The sequence below is a fragment of the Mycobacterium sp. genome (assembly GCF_049608025.1).
Classification (GTDB): Bacteria; Actinomycetota; Actinomycetes; order Mycobacteriales; family Mycobacteriaceae; genus Mycobacterium.
The window spans coordinates 1-17,745 of sequence record NZ_JBMYXC010000064.1 but is presented as its reverse complement, the minus strand read 5'-3'; the positions used below and the strand labels follow the sequence as shown (position 1 = coordinate 17,745).

Sequence of the window (17,745 nt, the reverse complement as noted above, 5' to 3'; positions counted from 1 at the left end):
AGAAGGTTCTCGGGGCGATCGCGCAGCCGTGCTCGGTGAGCACGCGGCACATCGGAGCGACCCCGAACCGAGCCCGATGCTCGGCGATGAACGCACAGATCAACGGTGTCGCGGGTCGCTCTCCCGCACGAAGAAACTTGTTGCTGCTTTCAGGATTTCGATAGTTTCCTCAAGCTCACGATTCTTGCGTTTGAGCTCTTTGTTCTCCCGTGCGATATCGGTGGACACTCCGTCACGCTGGCCGGTGTCCACCTCGGCCTGGTTGGCCCAGCGGCGCAGCGATTCGTAGGACACTCCCAACCGCTTGGCCACCACGGTGATGCAGGCTGTACGGCTGTCGTACTCCTCGGCATGGTCAGTGACCAACCGCACCGCCCGGGCCTTGAACTCGTCGTCGTATTTCTTCGCCATGATGCGAACAACCTTCCCTCGAAGAAGGTGTGCACCAAACCCGGGGTGGTTCACCTGGCAGGGCCACTACGCTGAGCGAGTGTCCGAACTTGTACTGACTCGGGTCGATGACCGCGTCGCTCTCATCACCGTCAACGATCCCGACCGGCGCAATGCGGTGACCGCGGAGAGTTCAGCGGCGCTGCGCGCGGCGGTCGACTCCGCCGAGGCAGACCCCGGTGTCCACGCGGTGATCCTGACCGGCGCGGGCAAAGCATTCTGCGCGGGCGCCGACTTGACCGCTCTGGGCGAGGCGACCGAAGAAGGACTGCGGGTGATCTACGACGGCTTCCTCGCCGTGGCACAGTGCACACTGCCGACGATTGCAGCGGTCAACGGGCCCGCAGTAGGCGCCGGCCTGAACCTGGCACTGGCAGCCGACGTACGGATCGCCGGTCCCTCCGCGATGTTCGACCCACGCTTCCAGAAGCTCGGCATTCACCCCGGCGGCGGCGCAACATGGATGCTGCAGCGTGCGATCGGGCCCCAGGCGGCACGGGCTGCACTGCTGTTCGGCATGCGCTTCGACGCGCACGCGGCCGTTCGGCACGGACTCGCACTGGAAGTCGCCGAGGACGCGGTGGCTGCTGCCCGCGCGCTTGCCGCCGGGCCTGCCTCCGCACCTCGGGACGTGGTCGTGGCGACCAAGGCCTCGATGCGGGCCACCGTGAGCCCGGGCACCGTGGACCTCGATCAGCACCGCCTCGCCGTCGATGTCGAGATCGGCCCTCAGGCCGTGTCGATCGAATCACCCGAGTTCGCAGCCAGATTGGCTGCCGCCAAGCGCCGCTGAATCAGCCGCTGCTGTTCGGGGCCATTGCCACGATCCGCTCGGCGCGCCGCAGCACCGGCATATCGACCATCTGACCCTCGAACTGAAACACCCCGCGTTCGGCATTCGCTCTGTCAAGAACGTTCCTCGCCCAATCGATCTGCTCGTCGGTAGGCGCGTAACCCGCGCGGATGACTGCCACTTGCGTCGGATGGATGGCGACCTTGGCGTCGAACCCGACCGCAACCGCATCATCGGTTTCGGCACGCAGGCCTTCAAGATCCCTGATGTCGAGGTAGACCGAGTCGAGCGCCATCAGCCCAAAGGCTTTGGCGGCCAGCAGGCTCTGCGACCGCACATGCTTGGCGACATCACGATAGCTGCCGTCTGGCCAGCGATTTGCGGTGCCGCCCGTGGCGGCGAAGAGGTCCTCGGCGCCCCACATCACGGCGCACGCGTTCTCGACCCGCACAATCTCGCCCAGGGACAGCGCCCCGAGCGGGGTTTCGACCAAAACGACCACATCGAGCGGCGCCAGTGACGCAACCTGCTCAGCGGTCTCGGACTTGGCCAGCATCACCGTGTTGTAGCGGGTGGCCCTGAGCGCCTGGATATCCAGCACATGGTCGGGCGTCGACACCGGGTTAACGCGGACCACCGTCCGGGTCGGGTCCAGCGGCTTATCGACAAGTGCCTTACGCGCGGCTTCCCGGTCCTTCTCCGCGACGCCGTCTTCCAGGTCGATGATGACCACATCAGCTGCGGCAGCGGCTTTTTCAAATCGCTCAGGGCGGTCGGCAGGGCAAAACAGCCAGCCAGGACCGCTGTTGCTCAGGTTGTTTCGCCCTTCGCGCATGGGAGCCATCAGCGCTCCGCCTCGGGGCGTAAACGCATCATGGTCTTTCGCGACGCGGTCGCGACGACATCACCGTGTTGATTACGGCCAGTGTGCAGGAAGGTGACGATGCCCTCGCCGGGACGACTCTTGGACTCGCGCTTGTCGCTGATCTCCGTCTCGGCATAGAGCGTGTCACCGTGGAACAGCGGTTTGGGGAAGGCGACGTCGCTGAATCCCAGATTGCCCACGATGGTGCCCTGGGTGAGCTGTGCGACCGACAGCCCCACCAGCGTGGAGAGCGTGAACATCGAGTTGACCAGTCGCTGGTTGAAGGGTGGCAGCGCATCGGCGAACGCGGCATCCAAGTGCAGGGCCTGGGTGTTCATGGTCAGCGTCGTGAACAGGACGTTGTCAGCCTCAGTGATGGTGCGTCCGGGCCGGTGCAGGTATCGCACACCGATCTCGAACTCCTCGAACCACAGCCCCCGCTGGACGACTGCCTTCTGGCCGCCCTGGCTCGCGGTGCTCACAGACCTAGCTCCCTCGCGATCAGCATCAGTTGGACTTCTGTTGTCCCCTCGCCGATTTCGAGGATTTTACTGTCGCGATAGTGCCGGGCGACCGGGTATTCGTTCATGAATCCGTAGCCACCGAATATCTGCGTGGCGTCGCGAGCGTTGTCCATGGCAGCCTCGCTGGCCACCAGCTTGGCGACTGCGGCCTGCTTCTTGAACGGCTTACCCGCCAGCATCAGTGCTGCCGCGTCGTAGTACGCGGCACGGGCTACCTGGGCTCTGACCTCCATCCGGGCGATCTTGAACGCGATCGCCTGGTTGGTTCCGATCGCCCGACCGAAGGCGTGTCGCTCCTTGGAGTACTTGACGCTCTCGTCGACACAACCCTGTGCCGCGCCGACCGATACTGCGGCAATCGCGATGCGACCCTCGTCCAGGATCTGCAGGAAGTTGGCGTATCCGCGCCCCCGCTCACCCAGCAGGTTCTCCTGCGGCACCCGCACGTCGTCGAAACTCAACGGGTGGGTATCCGAGGCGTTCCAGCCCACCTTGTTGTAGGCCGGCTCTGCGGTAAAGCCCGCCGTCGGGACCGGCACCAGGATCGATGAAATCTCTTTCTTGCCATTCGATTCCCCGGTGACTGCGGTGACCGTTACCAGCTTGGTGATGTCGGTGCCTGAGTTGGTGATGAACTGCTTGCTGCCATTGATCAGCCAAGTTGATCCATCCGACTTCGCGGTGGTCTTGGTCGCTCCGGCGTCGCTACCGCCACCCGCCTCGGTGAGCCCGAATGCACCGAGCGCCTTGCCGCCGGCCAGCAGCGGCAACCACTCCTGCTTCTGCTCCTCGTTACCGAAGCGGTAGACGGGCATCGCGCCCAGGGACACTCCAGCTTCCAGCGTGATGGCGACACTCTGGTCGACCTTGCCGAGTTCCTCGAGAGCCAGGCAGAGCGCGAAGTAGTCGCCGCCCATTCCGCCGTACTCCTCGGGGAAAGGAAGGCCGAAGAGCCCCATATCGGCCATGCCCGCGACCACCTCGTAGGGGAACGAGTGCTCTTCGTCGTGTTTGGCCGCCACCGGAGCCACCACGCTCTGAGCGAAATCGCGCACTGTCTTGGCCAACTGCTCGTAGTGCTCTGGCAACATGCCGGTGGCCAGAACGTCGGTCCCCTGATTAGTTGTCCCCTGAGTAGTTGTCCCCTGAGTAGTTGTCACAGTTGCGGCTCCTCGGTTGCCGTTATCCGGGCCAGGACCTGGCCCACCTTCACTTGATCGCCCGCCCTGACGATCAGTTCCACCACGCCGTCCACCGGCGCGGTGAGTGCGTGCTCCATCTTCATGGCCTCGACAGTGACCACGGCCGTTCCCGCCTCGACACTGTCGCCGTCCGCGACAGCGACAGCGACAACCGACCCGGGCATCGGGCTGGTCAACTCCGCGTCGCCACCGTGTTCGTCCTCGGGGCGCACAGGCGCCTCGCGCACTTCTTCGACCAGCACCACGCGACCCGCCCGGGACAGCCATACCTGATCGCCTACCGCGGCGGCCAGGTAGCCAGTGCGCAGGCCGTCGATAGTAACCACGAGCCGGTTGTCTTCCAAAGTTGCACGCAGCGTGCGGGTTTCGCCGTCCTCAACGCTGACAGTCGCATGCTCGGGCGAACCGGTCAGTGCGACGTGGTCTGTTCTGTCTTCTGCGCGCAACCGGACCGTCGTCGGCCCGTACCCGGCGATCCGCCAGCCCGACGGCACGTCCCACGGACTGGCGGGGGCTACCGGCCAGGACTCGATCCACCGGTACGCCGCCGCCGCGATCAACTCGTCGTCCCCGGGCGGCACGGGTGCGAACTCAGGTGTGCGCCGATCCAGCAGCCCGGTGTCGAGGCGCCCGGCGGCCACGTCAGGATCTGCCAGCAAGAACCGTAAGAACTCGATGTTGGTGGTCAGCCCGAGAACCGCGGTATCGGACAGCGCCGCGTCGAGTTCGCGCAGCGCCGTCGGCCGGTCCGCGGCGTGAGCGATGACCTTGGCCAGCATCGGGTCGTAATCGCTGCCGACCACGGTGCCGTCAGCCAATCCGGAATCGACCCTGATCCCCGGTCCCGAGGGCTCCCGGAGTGCGATGACGTCACCGCCGGTCGGCAGGAATCCCCGGGCGGGATCCTCGGCGTACACGCGGGCCTCGACGGCGTGGCCGTCAATCCGGACGGCGTCCTGGGCGATCGGTAGCTGCTCCCCCGCGGCGATCCTCACCTGCAGTTCGACCAGGTCCAGGCCGGTGATCATCTCGGTGACCGGATGTTCCACCTGCAGGCGGGTATTCATCTCCATGAAGAAGAACTCGTCGGGCCGGTCGGCGGAGACGATGAACTCGACGGTGCCCGCACCGGTGTAGTCCACACTGCGCGCGGTGTCACACGCCGCCGCACCGATGCGAGCCCGGGTAGAAGCGTCCAGCAGCGGCGACGGCGCCTCTTCGATCACCTTCTGATGGCGTCGCTGCAGACTGCATTCACGTTCTCCGAGATGCACAACAGCGCCGTGGTTGTCGGCCAACACCTGCACCTCGATGTGCCGGGGGTTGAGGACGAACCGCTCGAGGAACAACGTGTCATCTCCGAAGGCCGAAGCCGACTCCCGTCGTGCGCTTTCCAGCGCCGCGGGGAGATCGGCCGCGTCATGGACGACGCGCATGCCCTTGCCACCGCCACCCGCCGACGGTTTCACCAGCACCGGGTACCCGACATCGCCGGCGCCACCAATCAGATCCGCATCCGTTAGCCCAGGTCGCGAAATCCCCGGCACGACAGGCACGCCAAAGGCTGACACCGCCGCCTTCGCCGAGATCTTGTCCCCCATGGTCCTGATCGCCCCTACCGGGGGCCCGATGAACACCACACCCGCAGAACTCAGGGCTTCGGCGAATTGTGCGTTCTCCGAGAGAAATCCGTAGCCCGGGTGTACCGCCTGCGCGCCCGTGCGGTCGATCGCCGACAACAGCGCATCGATCGACAAGTAGCTCTGCCGGGCGGGCGCCGGGCCGATGCGGACAGCGATGTCTGCCTCACCAACGTGGCGCGCTCCCGCGTCGGCGTCGCTGAATACCGCCACCGAGCGAATCCCCATGGATCGCAACGTGCGAATGACCCGGACTGCGATCTCCCCGCGGTTGGCGACGAGAACGGTGTCAAACGCCTTGCCCGAACTTTTTTTCATTTCTGGTCACATCCGAAATACGCCGTAGGAAACGGGTTCGAGCGGCGCCTGCCCGACAACCGAAAGTGCCAATCCGACTACGGTTCTGGTATCAGCGGGGTCGATGACCCCGTCGTCCCAGAGTCGCGCGGTCGAGTAGTAGGGATTGCCTTGATCCTCGTACTGGGCGCGGATCGGGGCTTTGAACGCCTCTTCTTCGTCCGCGGTCATCTCGCCGCGGACCGTGGCCAGTACCGAGGCCGCTTGCTCGCCGCCCATTACCGAGATCCGCGCATTCGGCCACATCCACAGGAAGCGAGGCGAATAGGCCCTGCCACACATCGAGTAGTTGCCCGCGCCATAGGAACCCCCGATCACAACGGTCAGCTTGGGGACCCGCGCGCAGGCCACCGCCGTGACCATCTTGGCGCCGTGTTTGGCAATGCCCGCTGCCTCATAGTCACGACCGACCATGAACCCCGAGATGTTCTGCAGGAAGAGCAATGGCGTGACCCGCTTGTCACACAGCTCGATGAAGTGCGCACCCTTGACCGCCGACTCGCCGAACAACACGCCGTTGTTGGCGACAATGCCGACCGGGTGGCCGTGGATGCGCGCGAACCCGGTCACCAGCGTGGTGCCGTAGTCGGCTTTGAATTCCGCGAATTCGCCGCCATCGACGATCCTGGTGATCACCTCGTGCACGTCGTAGGCCACCCGTGAGTCCACGGGGACGACATCGTAGAGCTCGGCCTGGTCGGCAATCGGATCGACCGTCGGCGCCACCTCCCAGGGCGGCTTGTGTCGCGGCGCCAAGGTGCCCACTATCCGTCGCACGATCTGCAGCGCGTCGCGATCGTCGTGAGCGAGATGGTCGGTGACGCCGGAGACTTTGGAGTGCAGATCGCCGCCACCGAGCTCCTCGGCGGTGACGACCTCGCCGGTGGCGGCTTTCACCAGTGGCGGACCACCGAGAAAGATGGTGCCCTGATTGCGCACGATGACGGCTTCGTCGCTCATGGCCGGAACGTAGGCCCCGCCGGCCGTACACGAACCGAGCACCGCCGCGATCTGGGCAATTCCGTTGGCGCTCATCGTCGCCTGGTTGTAGAAGATGCGTCCGAAGTGCTCGCGATCGGGGAAGACCTCGTCCTGCCGGGGCAGGAACGCACCCCCGGAGTCCACCAGATAGAGACATGGCAACCGGTTCTGCGCCGCGATCTCCTGGGCCCGCAGGTGCTTCTTGACCGTAATCGGGTAGTAAGTACCGCCTTTGACCGTCGCATCGTTGGCCACGATCATGCATTCTCGGCCCGACACCCGACCGATCCCGGCGATCATTCCCGCTCCGGGGCACTCCTCGTCGTACATTCCGTCGGCGGCTAACGCAGCCAGCTCGAGGAAGGGGCTACCGGGGTCCAGGAGGCCGTCGACGCGGTCTCGCGGCAGCAACTTGCCTCTGCTGACGTGCCGCTCACGAGCGCGCTCCGAACCACCGAGAGCCGCGGCGGCGAGCTTGCTCCGCAGCTGCTCGACCAGCGCCACATGATCGTCATGATGTGCTGCCTGCGCTGCCATCGCTGAATCCGCCTCAGTTGAGTTAATCGAGACTAACCGGTGCTATGTTAATCCCCATTAACTCTCGGTGTCCACTATCGGCAGGAGGTTGCGGCGTGAGAGCGCAGAGTCCGCCGTCAGCGGCGCCCCAGATCCCCTCCCGCCGCAGCCGGGCCAAATCCGACAGACGCAACCAGCTGATCACTGCAGCAGAACGATTGATGGCCCAGCACGGCTATCTCGCGGTGCGACTGGAGGACATCGGCGCGGCAGCCGGGGTCAGCGGGCCGGCGATCTACCGGCACTTTCCCAACAAGGAAGCATTGTTGGTGGAGTTGCTCGTCGGTATCAGCACCCGACTGCTCACCGGAGCGAACGAGGTGGCCAATGGCGCCGATGATGCCGAAGCCGCCCTGGAGGCATTGATCGATTTCCATCTGGACTTCGCGCTGGCCGAGTCCGAGCTGATCCGCATTCAGGACCGTGACCTGGGAAACCTGCCGCCTGCGGCCAAACGGCAGGTGCGCCGCAAGCAGCGGCAGTATGTCGAGATCTGGGTCGACGTGTTGCGCCGGCGAAACCCCACCCTGACCGAGACAGATGCGAGACTGACAGCCCATGCCACCTTCGGATTGCTGAACTCCACCTCGCACAGTGTGAAACCCAACGCGAAACTGCACGCTGCGAATCCGGCCGAGATCAGACCGCGAGCCGTTCTGAGAGCGATGACGGTTGCTGCTGTGAACTCGGCCGGGCGCCTTCATGATTAAGTGCGACTACCAAACGTTCTGGCCGCCGATCGGGCGGCCTCGATTTCTGTGCGTCGAAAATCTGCGCGTCGAACAGTCGGCCGGCTACTGACTGGGCTGCGGAATGTGGCAATCGGTGACTTTTGGATTGGCCCCCACATAGTTCAGCGGTCCGGCGACCACCGTCAGCGCGATGGTTCCCGCTGTGGCGCAGTTGGCTTCACCACCTTTGAAGTAGTCCCGTTGATAGGCGGCGGCGACGCCGATCACCAACCAAACAAGCACTATGACGCCGAGTACTCCTCGCATGCCGTGCCTCCTACGTCTACACGTCGAACTGACGCGCGCCCCAACAGGTCTACCCGACAAACATTTTCGATAAACCTCTAACGGCAGGTCAGCCGACAGGATCCGCAGCAAAGGCCTCGCCGAGCCAGGCGGTCATGGCTTTCAGCAGGACCGCTCGATTCTCCCGCTTGTCGATCTCGTGGCCGTCGTCGTCGAACAGCACCAGTTCTGCGCGCCGACCAAGCGCGTTGAGCGCTTCACACATCTGCACTGACTCGCTGGGCGGCACGTTGGTGTCATTGAGGCCGTGCACCAACAGAAGTGGCGCGGTCATCGCGTGGACGCGCGGGAGGGGAGACAGTTGTTCCAGTAGTTCGCGATCGCTGATCGGATGACCGTACTTGGGGTAAGCCGCCGCGGCGATCCACGGCTCGGTGTTGTGGTACCAGGTGTTCAGGTCGCTCATGCCGCAGATACTGATGCCTGCCGCGAACTCGTCGGGGTGAAAGGCCAGTGCCGCCTGCGTCAGGTAGCCACCGTAGGACCATCCGCAACAGGCGACCCGCCCCACCGGAGCGTGACCGTTGTCGATGAGGAATCTGGCCGCATCGGCGACATCGTCGATGGCGGCGAAGCGCCGCTCACGGTCGTCGGCGTGCATGAACGTACGACCAAAGCCCCCCGAGCCGCGGACATTGGGTAGGAATACGCAAATTCCGGCCTGCAGCAATGCCGGGAAGAACTCGTTGTAGCCGGGCCTGCCCTGACCCTCGGGTCCGCCGTGTAAGAACAGCATGGCACCGATGGTCTCGACACCGGCCGGGGGCTGGAACAGCCATCCGGTGAACTGCAACCCGTCTCGCGCGACGACAAGCTCCAGCGTGGGGTCGGCGGCCAGCGGCCCGATGCTGGGCTCACGGCCTACCTGCTCCCATTCGCCGGTCCTCGGGTCGACCAGCTCGACCGTCGGCGGATTCGACGGCCCCTCGACCGTCACCGCCAGCATCGACCCACCCGCGCTGATACTCAACTCGCCGGCAACCATGCCCGGCAGCGGGATCGGGTCGTGCAGCGTTTTGTCGGCGTACTCGAGTATCTGCAACTCGCTGGCGCCGTCGATGTTCCACAGGATCGCCACGGTCGAGAGATCGTCGCTGACGGTGAACTCGTCGATTTCATGATCCGGCCGCTCGGCCAGCACCTGGTAAGACACCCCGTCAGCGGTCGACGCCACCTCGAGCAGCCGGGCGTACTCGGCGCCGTTCTCGCTGCGCACCAGAGCACGCACATAGCCTTCGGTGCTGTTGAGCCCGTATCCCTTCGCCGGTTGATAAAGCTTGAGATCCTCGCCCTCCGGACCCGAACGCAGCCTGCGCGGGCCTTGATCGTCGAGGATGACGCCGGTGTCTGTGGTAGAGCCGGGATCAAAAGGCAGCAGCGCGGTTTCGGTGAGACCCCGCAGCATGATCAGATCGCGGTAGCCACGCGGGCCGACCCGCACCAACGAGGCTCCCGCCCAGGCATCCACCAATCTTCCACCGGAGCGCCGGTCCAGCACCGTCGTGGTTCCCGCCGACGGATCCATCAGGCAGGAGCTGCCCACGCCGTCGTCGCCGGTCAGGATTGCTGCCACCAGCGTGCCGTCCCAACTGATCAACTCGGCGGTGCCCTCCGCCTCGGAAGCCCAATGGTCGATTCTGCGGGCATCACGGTCATCGGGGTCGGTTGTCACTACCCAGATCTGGCTGCGCGTGCCACCCTCGGGCGCGACTTGGCAGGCCAACCATGACCCGTCGGCCGAGTGCAGTACCCGCGTGACGGGGCCCTGGACCGGCAACTCGACGTCACGCAGGGAACTCGCCCGCCAACCGCTCAGAAAACGCTGCACCGCGCGCGGATATCCACCGTCATCGACGAGGTGTGCGAACGCGGTGGCGTCCGGCGACACCGAAGCGCCGTACACCCTGCGAACCTGCTGTCCCACGATGCTTGATTCTGCATGGTCTGCGAGCCCGCCGTGCTCCGGGCCGGAGAACGGCGCGCTCAGCGGCCGCACAGGTACCCTGCAGCCATGAGGTGCGCATGACGGACCGCGGACGCGAGGAGCAATGGAGCTCCGGCACCGGGGACGAGCCGACCCAACAACTCGGCTATGGCCAGCCGGGATATAGCCAACCCGGATATTCCGACCCGGCTTACGCGAGCCAAACGCAGTACGGTTCGCCGTATCAGGCGCCGCCATCGCACCCCACCGAAGGCATGCCCGCGTATTCAAGCTATGGCTACGACCCAGCCGCACCGGGGCAGTACGGACCGCAGTACCCGCCCGGGGAAGACGAGGAGCAACCGCCGCCCGATGGCCCGAAGTCGCCACGCTGGCTGTGGATCGTCACCGCGGTCGCGGTGCTCACCGTCGTCGGCCTGGTCATCGCTCTGGTGATCGTCAGCAGCTCCAAGCAGGAGACGGTGATGGCCCCGCTGCCCTCTGGGCCCGAACCCACCCTCGCCGCTCCCACCACTGTTCCGCGGACCCCGCCGACGACCCCACGGACACCGCCGACGACGTCACGGACTCCCTCCACACCTTTGCTGCCCCTGCCGACTTCGCCGACAGCGCCATCCCGCACTACTCCCACCGAAGCACCCTCCCGCGGCGCGACCGACAGCGTTGTCTACACCGTCGAGGGCAGCGGCCGAGTCATCAACATCACCTACGTCGACTCCGGTGGCCTGCTGCAGACCGAATTCAACGTGATGCTGCCCTGGAGCAAGCAGGTCTCGTTGTCCGCCGGCGGTGCGGCCAGCATCAGCATCATCAACGTCGGGCGCGAGTTGGCGTGCTCTATCACCGTGAATGGCGCTCAGGTGGAGCAGCGAACCGGCGTCGGCCTGACGATCTGCGCCACGACCGGCTAGGGGGACGAGCCGCGTCGAGGAGCGCGGAAATTAGACCGAGAGCTTGGGTTCGCCGCGTGAATGCGGCGCCTTTACCGCCAGCATCGCCAGCAATCCCAGCAGCAGGACGGTCATCAAGCCGCCCATCCCGGCCCGGTCGCTGTCGAAGACATCGATGAATAGCGCGAACAACGCCGGCGCCAGGAAGGTCGCGGCGCGACCCGCCATCGTGTACAGGCCGAATGAGACACCTTCCTTGCCGTGGGCGGCCATCCGCAGCATCAACGTCCGTGCCGACGACAGCGTGGGTCCGATGAACACACACAGCATCAGCCCGCATATCCAGAAGGCGGCCTGACCCCGGCCTGCCATCATGGCGAGGCCGGCGGCGATCATCGCCATCAGTGAGACGACGATCACCCGTTTGGAACCGATCCGGTCATCGACGTGACCGCCCGCTACCGCGCCCAGCGCCGCGACCACGCTGGCGGCGACCCCGAAGAGCAGCACGTCGGCCTGAGACACCCCGTAGACGTTGACACCGATCACCGCACCGAACGTGAAGACACCGGCCAGCCCGTCCCGGAACACCGCGCTGGCGCCCAGGTAGTAGACAACGTTGCGGTCTCGATGCCACTGCTCCCGCACCTCGGTCCACACCCGGCGATAGGCGGCCAGCAGACCGACGCGTTCCCGGGATTGCTCTGACTTGACGCTTGGGACCGTGATGAGCAGCGGCAGGGCGAACAGCCCGAACCAGGCGGCGATCAACAGCATGGCCGCCCGCACATTCTGGCCGTCGGCCGCGGGCAGGTCGAGCAGACCGCGGGTATCCCCGCTGCCGGAGATGAAACCCAGGTACACCACGAGCAGCGCCAGGACGCTGCCGAAATACCCCAATCCGAGACCCAGTCCGGAAATCCGGCCGGAGGTTGCCGGTGTCGAGAGCTGGCGCAGCATCGCGTTGTACGGCACGGTGGCCAGCTCGCTGCATGCGGCTGTGCACGCGAGCAGCACCAGTCCCGGCCACATGTACCGATGGTCGTCGCGGATCAGGCTCATCGACGCGGTCAGCAACACCACCAGCCCGGTCAGCACGGCCAGTACCCGACGCCGGCGCGCCGGTGCTTCGACCCAGATCCCGGTCACCGGTGCCATCAGTGCGACGACCAGCCCGGCCAGTGCCAGCGCACGACCCAGCCAGCTGGCGGGACTGGTGTCCCCGGGCAGGTCGTCGCCAACAGTGTTGGTCAGGTACACGGAGAACACGAATGTCACGACGATCGCGTTCACCGCTGTGGCGCCGAAGTCCCACAGCGCCCATGCCAGTACGCGAGACCGCGTCGCGGCGACCATGGGCGGCCGGACCGGAGGCGGCAACTCGCTCATGGATGCCCACGATATAGTCCCGCCCATGCCAGTACCCGCCCCCAGCGCCGATGCCCGGGCTGTCGTCACCGGTGCGTCGCAGAACATTGGCGAGGCGCTGGCCGTCGAGCTTGCTGCCCGCGGCCACAGCTTGATCATCACGGCTCGACGCGAGGAGGTGCTGACCGCGCTGGCCGAACGGCTGCGCGAGCGCTACGGGGTGACGGTGGAGGTGCGCGCCGTCGACCTCGCCGACCCAGCGGAACGCGACACATTGTGCGAAGAACTCGCCGCCCGAAACATCTCGATCCTGTGCGCGAACGCGGGCACCGCGACATTCGGAACCGTGGCTTCGCTCGACCCGGCCGACGAACGCAAGCAGGTTCAGCTCAACGTGATTGGGGTTCACGACCTCGTGCTGGCGGTACTGCCCGGCATGGTGGCCCGGGGAGCCGGCGGAATACTGATCTCCGGTTCAGCAGCGGGTAACTCACCGATTCCGAACAATGCGACCTATGCGGCGACCAAGGCGTTCGTCAACACCTTCAGCGAATCCCTACGGGGCGAACTGAAATCAGCCGGTGTGCACGTGACGGTGCTGGCACCGGGCCCAGTACGCACCGAACTACCCAACCCCGACGAGCAGTCACTGGTTGAGCGATTGATCCCCGACTTTCTCTGGATCTCGACCGAGCACACCGCGAAGGTCTCGCTGGACGGCCTGGAACGAAACAAGATGCGCGTGGTTCCCGGCGTCACGTCCAAGGCGATGTCGGCGGCCAGCGGATACGCGCCACGCTCGATCGTCGCGCCCATCGTCGGCGCCGTCTATAAGAAACTCGGCGGCGACTAGCGTTTCCGCCGGCGCCTGCCGGTGCCGAAGATGCTGCGGGTGATCTCACGACCGATCACCGTCCCCGCTGAGCGCATCGCGCTCTTGAACGCGGGGCTGTCCATCATCTTGTCCAAGAAGCCCGGTTCCGCCGGCGCAGGCATCGGGGGCAATTCGATGGGCGGCGGCACTGGCGTCTGCGGCTCGGGAGCAGACTCGATCACCAGTGGCGGCGGCGCAAGGGTGGCGAGCAGCCGCTCGTAGGCCGAATCCCGGTCGATGGACTGCCCGTACGCCGCCTGCAGCGGGCTGGCCGAGGCGGCCGCGGCGATGGCCTCGGAGCCGATGGTGTCCATCAGCGAGCGCGGCGCACGCATTCTGGTCCACGCCACCGGCGTAGGGGCTCCCTTCTCGGAGAGCACGGTGACCACGGCCTCGCCGATGCCCAGCGATGTCAGCGCCGACTCCAGGTCGTAAACGTCGGTTTTCGGGTACGTGCGCACCGTCTTCGACAGTGCCTTCTGGTCATCGGGGGTGAAGGCACGCAGCGCGTGCTGAATACGGGCGCCCAGCTGGCTCAGCACGTCGTTGGGCACGTCGGTCGGCAGCTGGGTGCAGAAGAACACGCCGACCCCTTTGGAACGGATCAGCTTGACTGTCTGCTCGACCTGCTGCAGGAACGCCTTGGATGCGTCGGCGAACAACAGGTGCGCCTCGTCGAAGAAGAAGACCAGCTTGGGCTTGTCGAGGTCGCCCACCTCGGGCAGCGTCGTGAACAGATCGGCGAGCACCCACATCAGGAAGGTGGAGAACATCACCGGTCGAGCGGCCTGGCTTCCGAACTCGAGCAGCGTGATGATGCCGCGTCCGGACGCATCGAGGCGCATCAGGTCCGCGGGCTCGAGCTCGGGTTCGCCGAAGAACGTGTCGGCGCCCTCGGCCTCGAGATTCACCAGCGCGCGCAGGATCACCCCGGCAGTCCTCGACGAGACCGCTCCGAGCGCTTTGAGCTGCGGCTTGCCTTCGTCGCTGGTCAGGTACTGAATTACCGAACGCAGGTCTTTCAGGTCAAGCAGCGGCAACCCCTGCTGGTCGGCCCAGTGGAAAATGAGACCCAGCGTGGATTCCTGCGTTTTGTTGAGCCCCAACACCTTCGACAGCAAAATCGGCCCGAAGCTGGTGATGGTCGCGCGGACCGGCACCCCGATACCGGAAGTGCCAAGCGACAGGAACTCCACCGGATACCCCGTCGGCGTCCAGGTATCGCCGGTGTCGGCGGACCTTTGGGTGATCTTCTCGCCCGCCTCACCCGGCTTGGAAAGACCGGACAGGTCACCCTTGACGTCAGCCATCAGCACCGGCACTCCGGCTGCGGACAATTGCTCGGCCAGCACCTGCAGCGTCTTCGTCTTCCCGGTGCCCGTTGCACCCGCGACCAGCCCGTGCCGATTGATCATCGCCAGGGGAATGCGCACCTGCGCCCCCGGGTCGCACACCCCCTCGACAACCACAGCGCCGAGTTCCAGCGCGGCACCGTCAGCGCTGTAACCGGAGGCGATCTGCTGTGCGGGGGAAGCCGTTTGCTCCGAGGTCATGCGTGGCACCCTACTGGGCAGGCAACGCCGGGAGGTGGGGGTAGGCAGCCTTGGGGTTCCGTGGGGCCTACTGTTGAGCGCTGTGCGAGACGAACTGGTGTGGATCGACTGCGAGATGACCGGCCTGGACCTCAAATCCGACCTGCTCATCGAAATCGCGGTGCTGGTGACCGACTCTGAGCTCAACGTCCTCGGCGATGGGCTCGACGTGGTCATCCATGCCGGCGACGATGCGCTGTCGTCGATGGTCGATGTGGTGGCGCGCATGCATGCGAAATCAGGCCTGGTCGAGGAGGTGCGTGCCTCGACCACCGACGTGGCCACCGCGGAGTCGCTGGTGCTGGACTACGTCCGCACGCACATACCCCAGGCCAAGACCGCACCGTTGGCCGGCAATTCCATCGCGACGGACCGGGGGTTCATCGCCAGGGACATGCCCAAGCTCGACGACTACCTGCACTACCGGATGATCGACGTGAGCTCGATCAAGGAGCTGTGTCGCCGCTGGTATCCGCGGATCTATTTCGGTCAGCCCGCGAAAGGACTCGCACATCGCGCACTGGCTGACATTCACGAGTCGATCCGTGAGTTGCGCTACTACCGCGAAACGGCGTTCGTGGCGCCACCGGGTCCGTCGACCAGCGATATCGCGGCCATCTCCGCTGAAATCGAGCCGCCACCGGCTCCCTCCACCACAGGCGAGCCGAAAAATTCGGCTCCCGAGGGCTCCAGCGGCTAGTATCGACGACGCCGCTACGGCGGCGATGGTGGCTGTAGTTCAGCTGGTAGAGCACCAGGTTGTGATCCTGGAAGTCGCGGGTTCGAGCCCCGTCAGCCACCCCACTGCCGAGAACGCCGCCTACTTGCGTAGGCGGCGTTTTTCGGCAGGTGAGATGAAAGTCACGTCATCCGACGTTGGCGTTGCCGGCTTTCCACTGGGCCCAAGGGATGTTCCAGTCGCCGAGACCGTCGCCACCGGGCAGCGTCGATCCGACCGTATTGACGATTTCGACGACGTCACCGCGCTTGGAGTTGTTGTAGAACCACTGGCCGTTGCTGTTGCTCACGTTGATGCAACCGTGGCTGACATTGCTGTAACCCTGGCTACCCACCGACCAGGGCGCGCCGTGGACATAGATGCCGCTGTAGGAGATCTGCGTGGCCCAATCGACCTCGGTGCGATACCCATTGGGCGAGTTCACCGGCACCCCGTAGGTCGAGGAGTCCATCACCATCTCGGCACGACGGTCGCCGACGATGTAGATGCCGTTGTCGGTCGGGGTGCTGTTCTTGCCCATCGACACCGGCATGCTCTTGATGACCTCGCCGTTGCGACGCACCGTCAGGGTCTTGGTGCTGTCGTCGACGGACGAGATCACCGCGTCGCCGATGGTGAAGCGCGTCGAGACGTTGTCCTGCCCGAACAACCCGTCGCCCATATCCACGCCGTAGGCGTTGACCGTTACGTCGACCGTCGTCCCCGGCTTCCAGTATTCGGCTGGCCGCCAACGAACTTCGCGGTTGTTCAGCCAGTAGAAGGCGCCGTCGACGGGCGGTTCGGTCTTGACGGTGATGGCCCGCTGCGCGGCGAGCCGGTTGGGGATGTTCTCATCGAAGCGGATGGCCACGGGCTGGCCGACACCGACAACTTCGCCTTCGTTCGGCAGCACGTAGGGCATGGTCAGGTTCTCTGGCGAGTGCGTCTCGAAGGTCATCTGACGGCTGGTCGCGCCGCCGAGACCAAGCGACTGCGCGGTCAACGTGTAGCGCTTGTTGTAGCCGAGTGGCTCCGCGGTCTCCCACGTCAGACCATCCTTGGACAGCTGGCCTTCCACCGACTTGCCGCTCTCGTTGACCATCGTGACCGCACCCAGGACACCCAACTCGGCGCTGACGGTGACCGGCGTGTCCACGCTCACACCCACCGCGCCATCCTGAACCGAGGAGGTGAGCTTGGGCACCAGCAGATCCCCGAACGGAGTGCCCTTATCGGTGATCACCTGGGGCTGAGCCTGTTCGGAGCTTCCACCGCAGGCAGACAGGGCCAGTGCAATCGCGGGAACGAGCGCGGCCGCTACCAACCGGCCTCGGTTCCGTCGTAATCGGCTCACCGTGTTGACCTGCCACATAGTTCGCTCCACCTCACAGACAGCATTGCTCCACCCACAAATCGTTGGCGCTCAGTCTACGGCCATTTCACGTGGCAGCGCGACAACGTCGTCGCTCCCCGGAATCTCGCCGAAGCGGCGATTTCTCACTGCGCCGACGGGCCTGTATTGTCTCACCCGCGCGCCGTTAGCTCAGTTGGTAGAGCAGCTGACTCTTAATCAGCGGGTCCGGGGTTCGAAACCCTGACGGCGCACCACCCGAATACCCGGTGACTTCGAACACGCCGCTTGGGACTTGTCGTCGACTCAGACACGACTCAAAGGGGCCGAATGACCCGCCTACTGCTCGCCGTCGCAGCCGCAGCGCTCGCTATCGCCGCAGGCCGCCGTAATCAGCTCCGCCGCCAGACGGGCCGTAAATCGGTGATGGACACCTTCACGTTGACCCCTCGGGACCAACCGAAGCCCGATCGCGATGACGATGGTGAAGCCAGCAGAAACTGACGCTTAATCCGCGCATCCGGGTATCGAAAATCCGGATGCGCGGATCAGCTGTTCCTCGGTAGGAGCGTCAGCCGCAGC

16 protein-coding genes, 2 tRNA genes and 1 pseudogene are annotated in these 17,745 nt (G+C 65.2%); 8 read left to right on the top strand and 11 right to left on the bottom strand.

Translation table 11 applies throughout. The features are described 5' to 3' along the window. Nucleotides 1-411, bottom strand: a pseudogene (locus ACPGXI_RS16035) (transposase); the annotation flags it as partial. Between the two features lie 79 nt (nucleotides 412-490). On the opposite strand from ACPGXI_RS16035, the gene ACPGXI_RS16030 reads away from it, so the two are divergent. Further along, nucleotides 491-1,243: an enoyl-CoA hydratase gene (locus tag ACPGXI_RS16030; RefSeq protein WP_526654661.1), complete on the top strand. Its 753-nt coding sequence runs from the start codon at nucleotides 491-493 to the stop codon at nucleotides 1,241-1,243. Between the two features lies 1 nt (nucleotide 1,244). On the opposite strand, the gene ACPGXI_RS16025 is transcribed toward ACPGXI_RS16030, so the two are convergent. The 5 genes from ACPGXI_RS16025 to ACPGXI_RS16005 form a co-directional block, all read right to left on the bottom strand. After that, on the bottom strand, nucleotides 1,245-2,087 hold the full coding sequence (locus tag ACPGXI_RS16025) for an HpcH/HpaI aldolase/citrate lyase family protein (protein ID WP_526654659.1): 843 nt from the start codon (nucleotides 2,085-2,087) through the stop codon (nucleotides 1,245-1,247). Then, a complete protein-coding gene (locus ACPGXI_RS16020) occupies nucleotides 2,087-2,590 on the bottom strand; it encodes a MaoC family dehydratase (protein WP_526654657.1) in 504 nt (167 codons plus the stop codon). Before ACPGXI_RS16020 ends, ACPGXI_RS16025 begins: the two co-directional genes overlap by 1 nt. Next, on the bottom strand, nucleotides 2,587-3,723 hold the full coding sequence (locus ACPGXI_RS16015) for an acyl-CoA dehydrogenase family protein (protein ID WP_526654663.1): 1,137 nt from the start codon (nucleotides 3,721-3,723) through the stop codon (nucleotides 2,587-2,589). The genes ACPGXI_RS16020 and ACPGXI_RS16015 overlap by 4 nt, the downstream gene beginning before the upstream one ends. A gap of 65 nt (nucleotides 3,724-3,788) precedes the next feature. After that, nucleotides 3,789-5,792 (bottom strand): acetyl/propionyl/methylcrotonyl-CoA carboxylase subunit alpha, encoded by a 2,004-nt coding sequence (locus tag ACPGXI_RS16010; protein ID WP_526654655.1) that lies wholly within the window; start codon nucleotides 5,790-5,792, stop codon nucleotides 3,789-3,791. Between the two features lie 6 nt (nucleotides 5,793-5,798). Continuing rightward, nucleotides 5,799-7,349 carry a carboxyl transferase domain-containing protein gene (locus ACPGXI_RS16005; protein ID WP_526654653.1) on the bottom strand — a complete coding sequence of 517 codons (1,551 nt, stop codon included), beginning with the start codon at nucleotides 7,347-7,349 and terminating at the stop codon, nucleotides 5,799-5,801. Nucleotides 7,350-7,444: 95 nt separating this feature from the next. Here ACPGXI_RS16005 and ACPGXI_RS16000 point away from each other — a divergent pair, with 95 nt between their 5' ends. Further along, nucleotides 7,445-8,098 carry an SACE_7040 family transcriptional regulator gene (locus ACPGXI_RS16000; protein WP_526654651.1) on the top strand — a complete coding sequence of 218 codons (654 nt, stop codon included), beginning with the start codon at nucleotides 7,445-7,447 and terminating at the stop codon, nucleotides 8,096-8,098. A gap of 84 nt (nucleotides 8,099-8,182) precedes the next feature. On the opposite strand, the gene ACPGXI_RS15995 is transcribed toward ACPGXI_RS16000, so the two are convergent. Continuing rightward, nucleotides 8,183-8,386 (bottom strand): hypothetical protein, encoded by a 204-nt coding sequence (locus ACPGXI_RS15995; RefSeq protein ID WP_526654649.1) that lies wholly within the window; start codon nucleotides 8,384-8,386, stop codon nucleotides 8,183-8,185. Between the two features lie 88 nt (nucleotides 8,387-8,474). Next, nucleotides 8,475-10,349 (bottom strand): alpha/beta hydrolase family protein, encoded by a 1,875-nt coding sequence (locus ACPGXI_RS15990; RefSeq protein ID WP_526654647.1) that lies wholly within the window; start codon nucleotides 10,347-10,349, stop codon nucleotides 8,475-8,477. A 98-nt stretch (nucleotides 10,350-10,447) separates the two neighbouring features. Here ACPGXI_RS15990 and ACPGXI_RS15985 point away from each other — a divergent pair, with 98 nt between their 5' ends. Next, on the top strand, nucleotides 10,448-11,281 hold the full coding sequence (locus ACPGXI_RS15985) for an MmpS family transport accessory protein (protein ID WP_526654645.1): 834 nt from the start codon (nucleotides 10,448-10,450) through the stop codon (nucleotides 11,279-11,281). Nucleotides 11,282-11,311: 30 nt separating this feature from the next. Here ACPGXI_RS15985 and ACPGXI_RS15980 read toward each other — a convergent pair whose 3' ends face one another. Continuing rightward, nucleotides 11,312-12,649, bottom strand: a complete 1,338-nt coding sequence (locus ACPGXI_RS15980; RefSeq protein WP_526654643.1) for an MFS transporter — start codon at nucleotides 12,647-12,649, stop codon at nucleotides 11,312-11,314. Between the two features lie 25 nt (nucleotides 12,650-12,674). On the opposite strand from ACPGXI_RS15980, the gene cmrA reads away from it, so the two are divergent. After that, entirely contained in the window at nucleotides 12,675-13,481 is an 807-nt protein-coding gene (gene cmrA / locus ACPGXI_RS15975; RefSeq protein WP_526654641.1) for a mycolate reductase, read from the top strand. Here the strand turns inward: cmrA and ACPGXI_RS15970 are convergent. Then, nucleotides 13,478-15,055 (bottom strand): helicase HerA-like domain-containing protein, encoded by a 1,578-nt coding sequence (locus ACPGXI_RS15970; protein WP_526654639.1) that lies wholly within the window; start codon nucleotides 15,053-15,055, stop codon nucleotides 13,478-13,480. The two genes, cmrA and ACPGXI_RS15970, sit on opposite strands and share 4 nt — an antisense overlap. 82 nt (nucleotides 15,056-15,137) lie before the next feature. On the opposite strand from ACPGXI_RS15970, the gene orn reads away from it, so the two are divergent. Beyond that, entirely contained in the window at nucleotides 15,138-15,794 is a 657-nt protein-coding gene (gene orn, locus ACPGXI_RS15965) for an oligoribonuclease (protein ID WP_526654637.1), read from the top strand. A 28-nt stretch (nucleotides 15,795-15,822) separates the two neighbouring features. Further along, nucleotides 15,823-15,898 (top strand) — tRNA-His (locus ACPGXI_RS15960). A gap of 62 nt (nucleotides 15,899-15,960) precedes the next feature. Here ACPGXI_RS15960 and ACPGXI_RS15955 read toward each other — a convergent pair. Next, on the bottom strand, nucleotides 15,961-17,184 hold the full coding sequence (locus tag ACPGXI_RS15955) for an Ig-like domain-containing protein (protein WP_526654635.1): 1,224 nt from the start codon (nucleotides 17,182-17,184) through the stop codon (nucleotides 15,961-15,963). Nucleotides 17,185-17,344: 160 nt separating this feature from the next. Between ACPGXI_RS15955 and ACPGXI_RS15950 the strand changes: the two genes are divergently transcribed. Continuing rightward, nucleotides 17,345-17,420: transfer RNA gene (locus ACPGXI_RS15950), tRNA-Lys, on the top strand. Nucleotides 17,421-17,493: 73 nt separating this feature from the next. Further along, entirely contained in the window at nucleotides 17,494-17,667 is a 174-nt protein-coding gene (locus tag ACPGXI_RS15945) for a hypothetical protein (RefSeq protein WP_526654633.1), read from the top strand. The last annotated feature ends 78 nt before the right edge of the window (nucleotides 17,668-17,745 follow it).

Excerpts from the sequence above, each read along its gene's own strand:
- ACPGXI_RS16025 (WP_526654659.1), bottom strand. The coding sequence starts at position 2,087 with ATGGCTCCCATGCGCGAAGGGCGAAACAACCTGAGCAACAGCGGTCCT.
- ACPGXI_RS16015 (WP_526654663.1), bottom strand. The coding sequence starts at position 3,723 with ATGTTGCCAGAGCACTACGAGCAGTTGGCCAAGACAGTGCGCGATTTC.
- ACPGXI_RS16010 (WP_526654655.1), bottom strand. The coding sequence starts at position 5,792 with ATGAAAAAAAGTTCGGGCAAGGCGTTTGACACCGTTCTCGTCGCCAAC.
- ACPGXI_RS16005 (WP_526654653.1), bottom strand. The coding sequence starts at position 7,349 with ATGGCAGCGCAGGCAGCACATCATGACGATCATGTGGCGCTGGTCGAG.
- ACPGXI_RS15995 (WP_526654649.1), bottom strand. The coding sequence starts at position 8,386 with ATGCGAGGAGTACTCGGCGTCATAGTGCTTGTTTGGTTGGTGATCGGC.
- ACPGXI_RS15985 (WP_526654645.1), top strand. The coding sequence starts at position 10,448 with ATGACGGACCGCGGACGCGAGGAGCAATGGAGCTCCGGCACCGGGGAC.
- ACPGXI_RS15980 (WP_526654643.1), bottom strand. The coding sequence starts at position 12,649 with ATGAGCGAGTTGCCGCCTCCGGTCCGGCCGCCCATGGTCGCCGCGACG.
- cmrA (WP_526654641.1), top strand. The coding sequence starts at position 12,675 with ATGCCAGTACCCGCCCCCAGCGCCGATGCCCGGGCTGTCGTCACCGGT.
- ACPGXI_RS15970 (WP_526654639.1), bottom strand. The coding sequence starts at position 15,055 with ATGACCTCGGAGCAAACGGCTTCCCCCGCACAGCAGATCGCCTCCGGT.
- ACPGXI_RS15955 (WP_526654635.1), bottom strand. The coding sequence starts at position 17,184 with ATGTGGCAGGTCAACACGGTGAGCCGATTACGACGGAACCGAGGCCGG.
- ACPGXI_RS15945 (WP_526654633.1), top strand. The coding sequence starts at position 17,494 with ATGACCCGCCTACTGCTCGCCGTCGCAGCCGCAGCGCTCGCTATCGCC.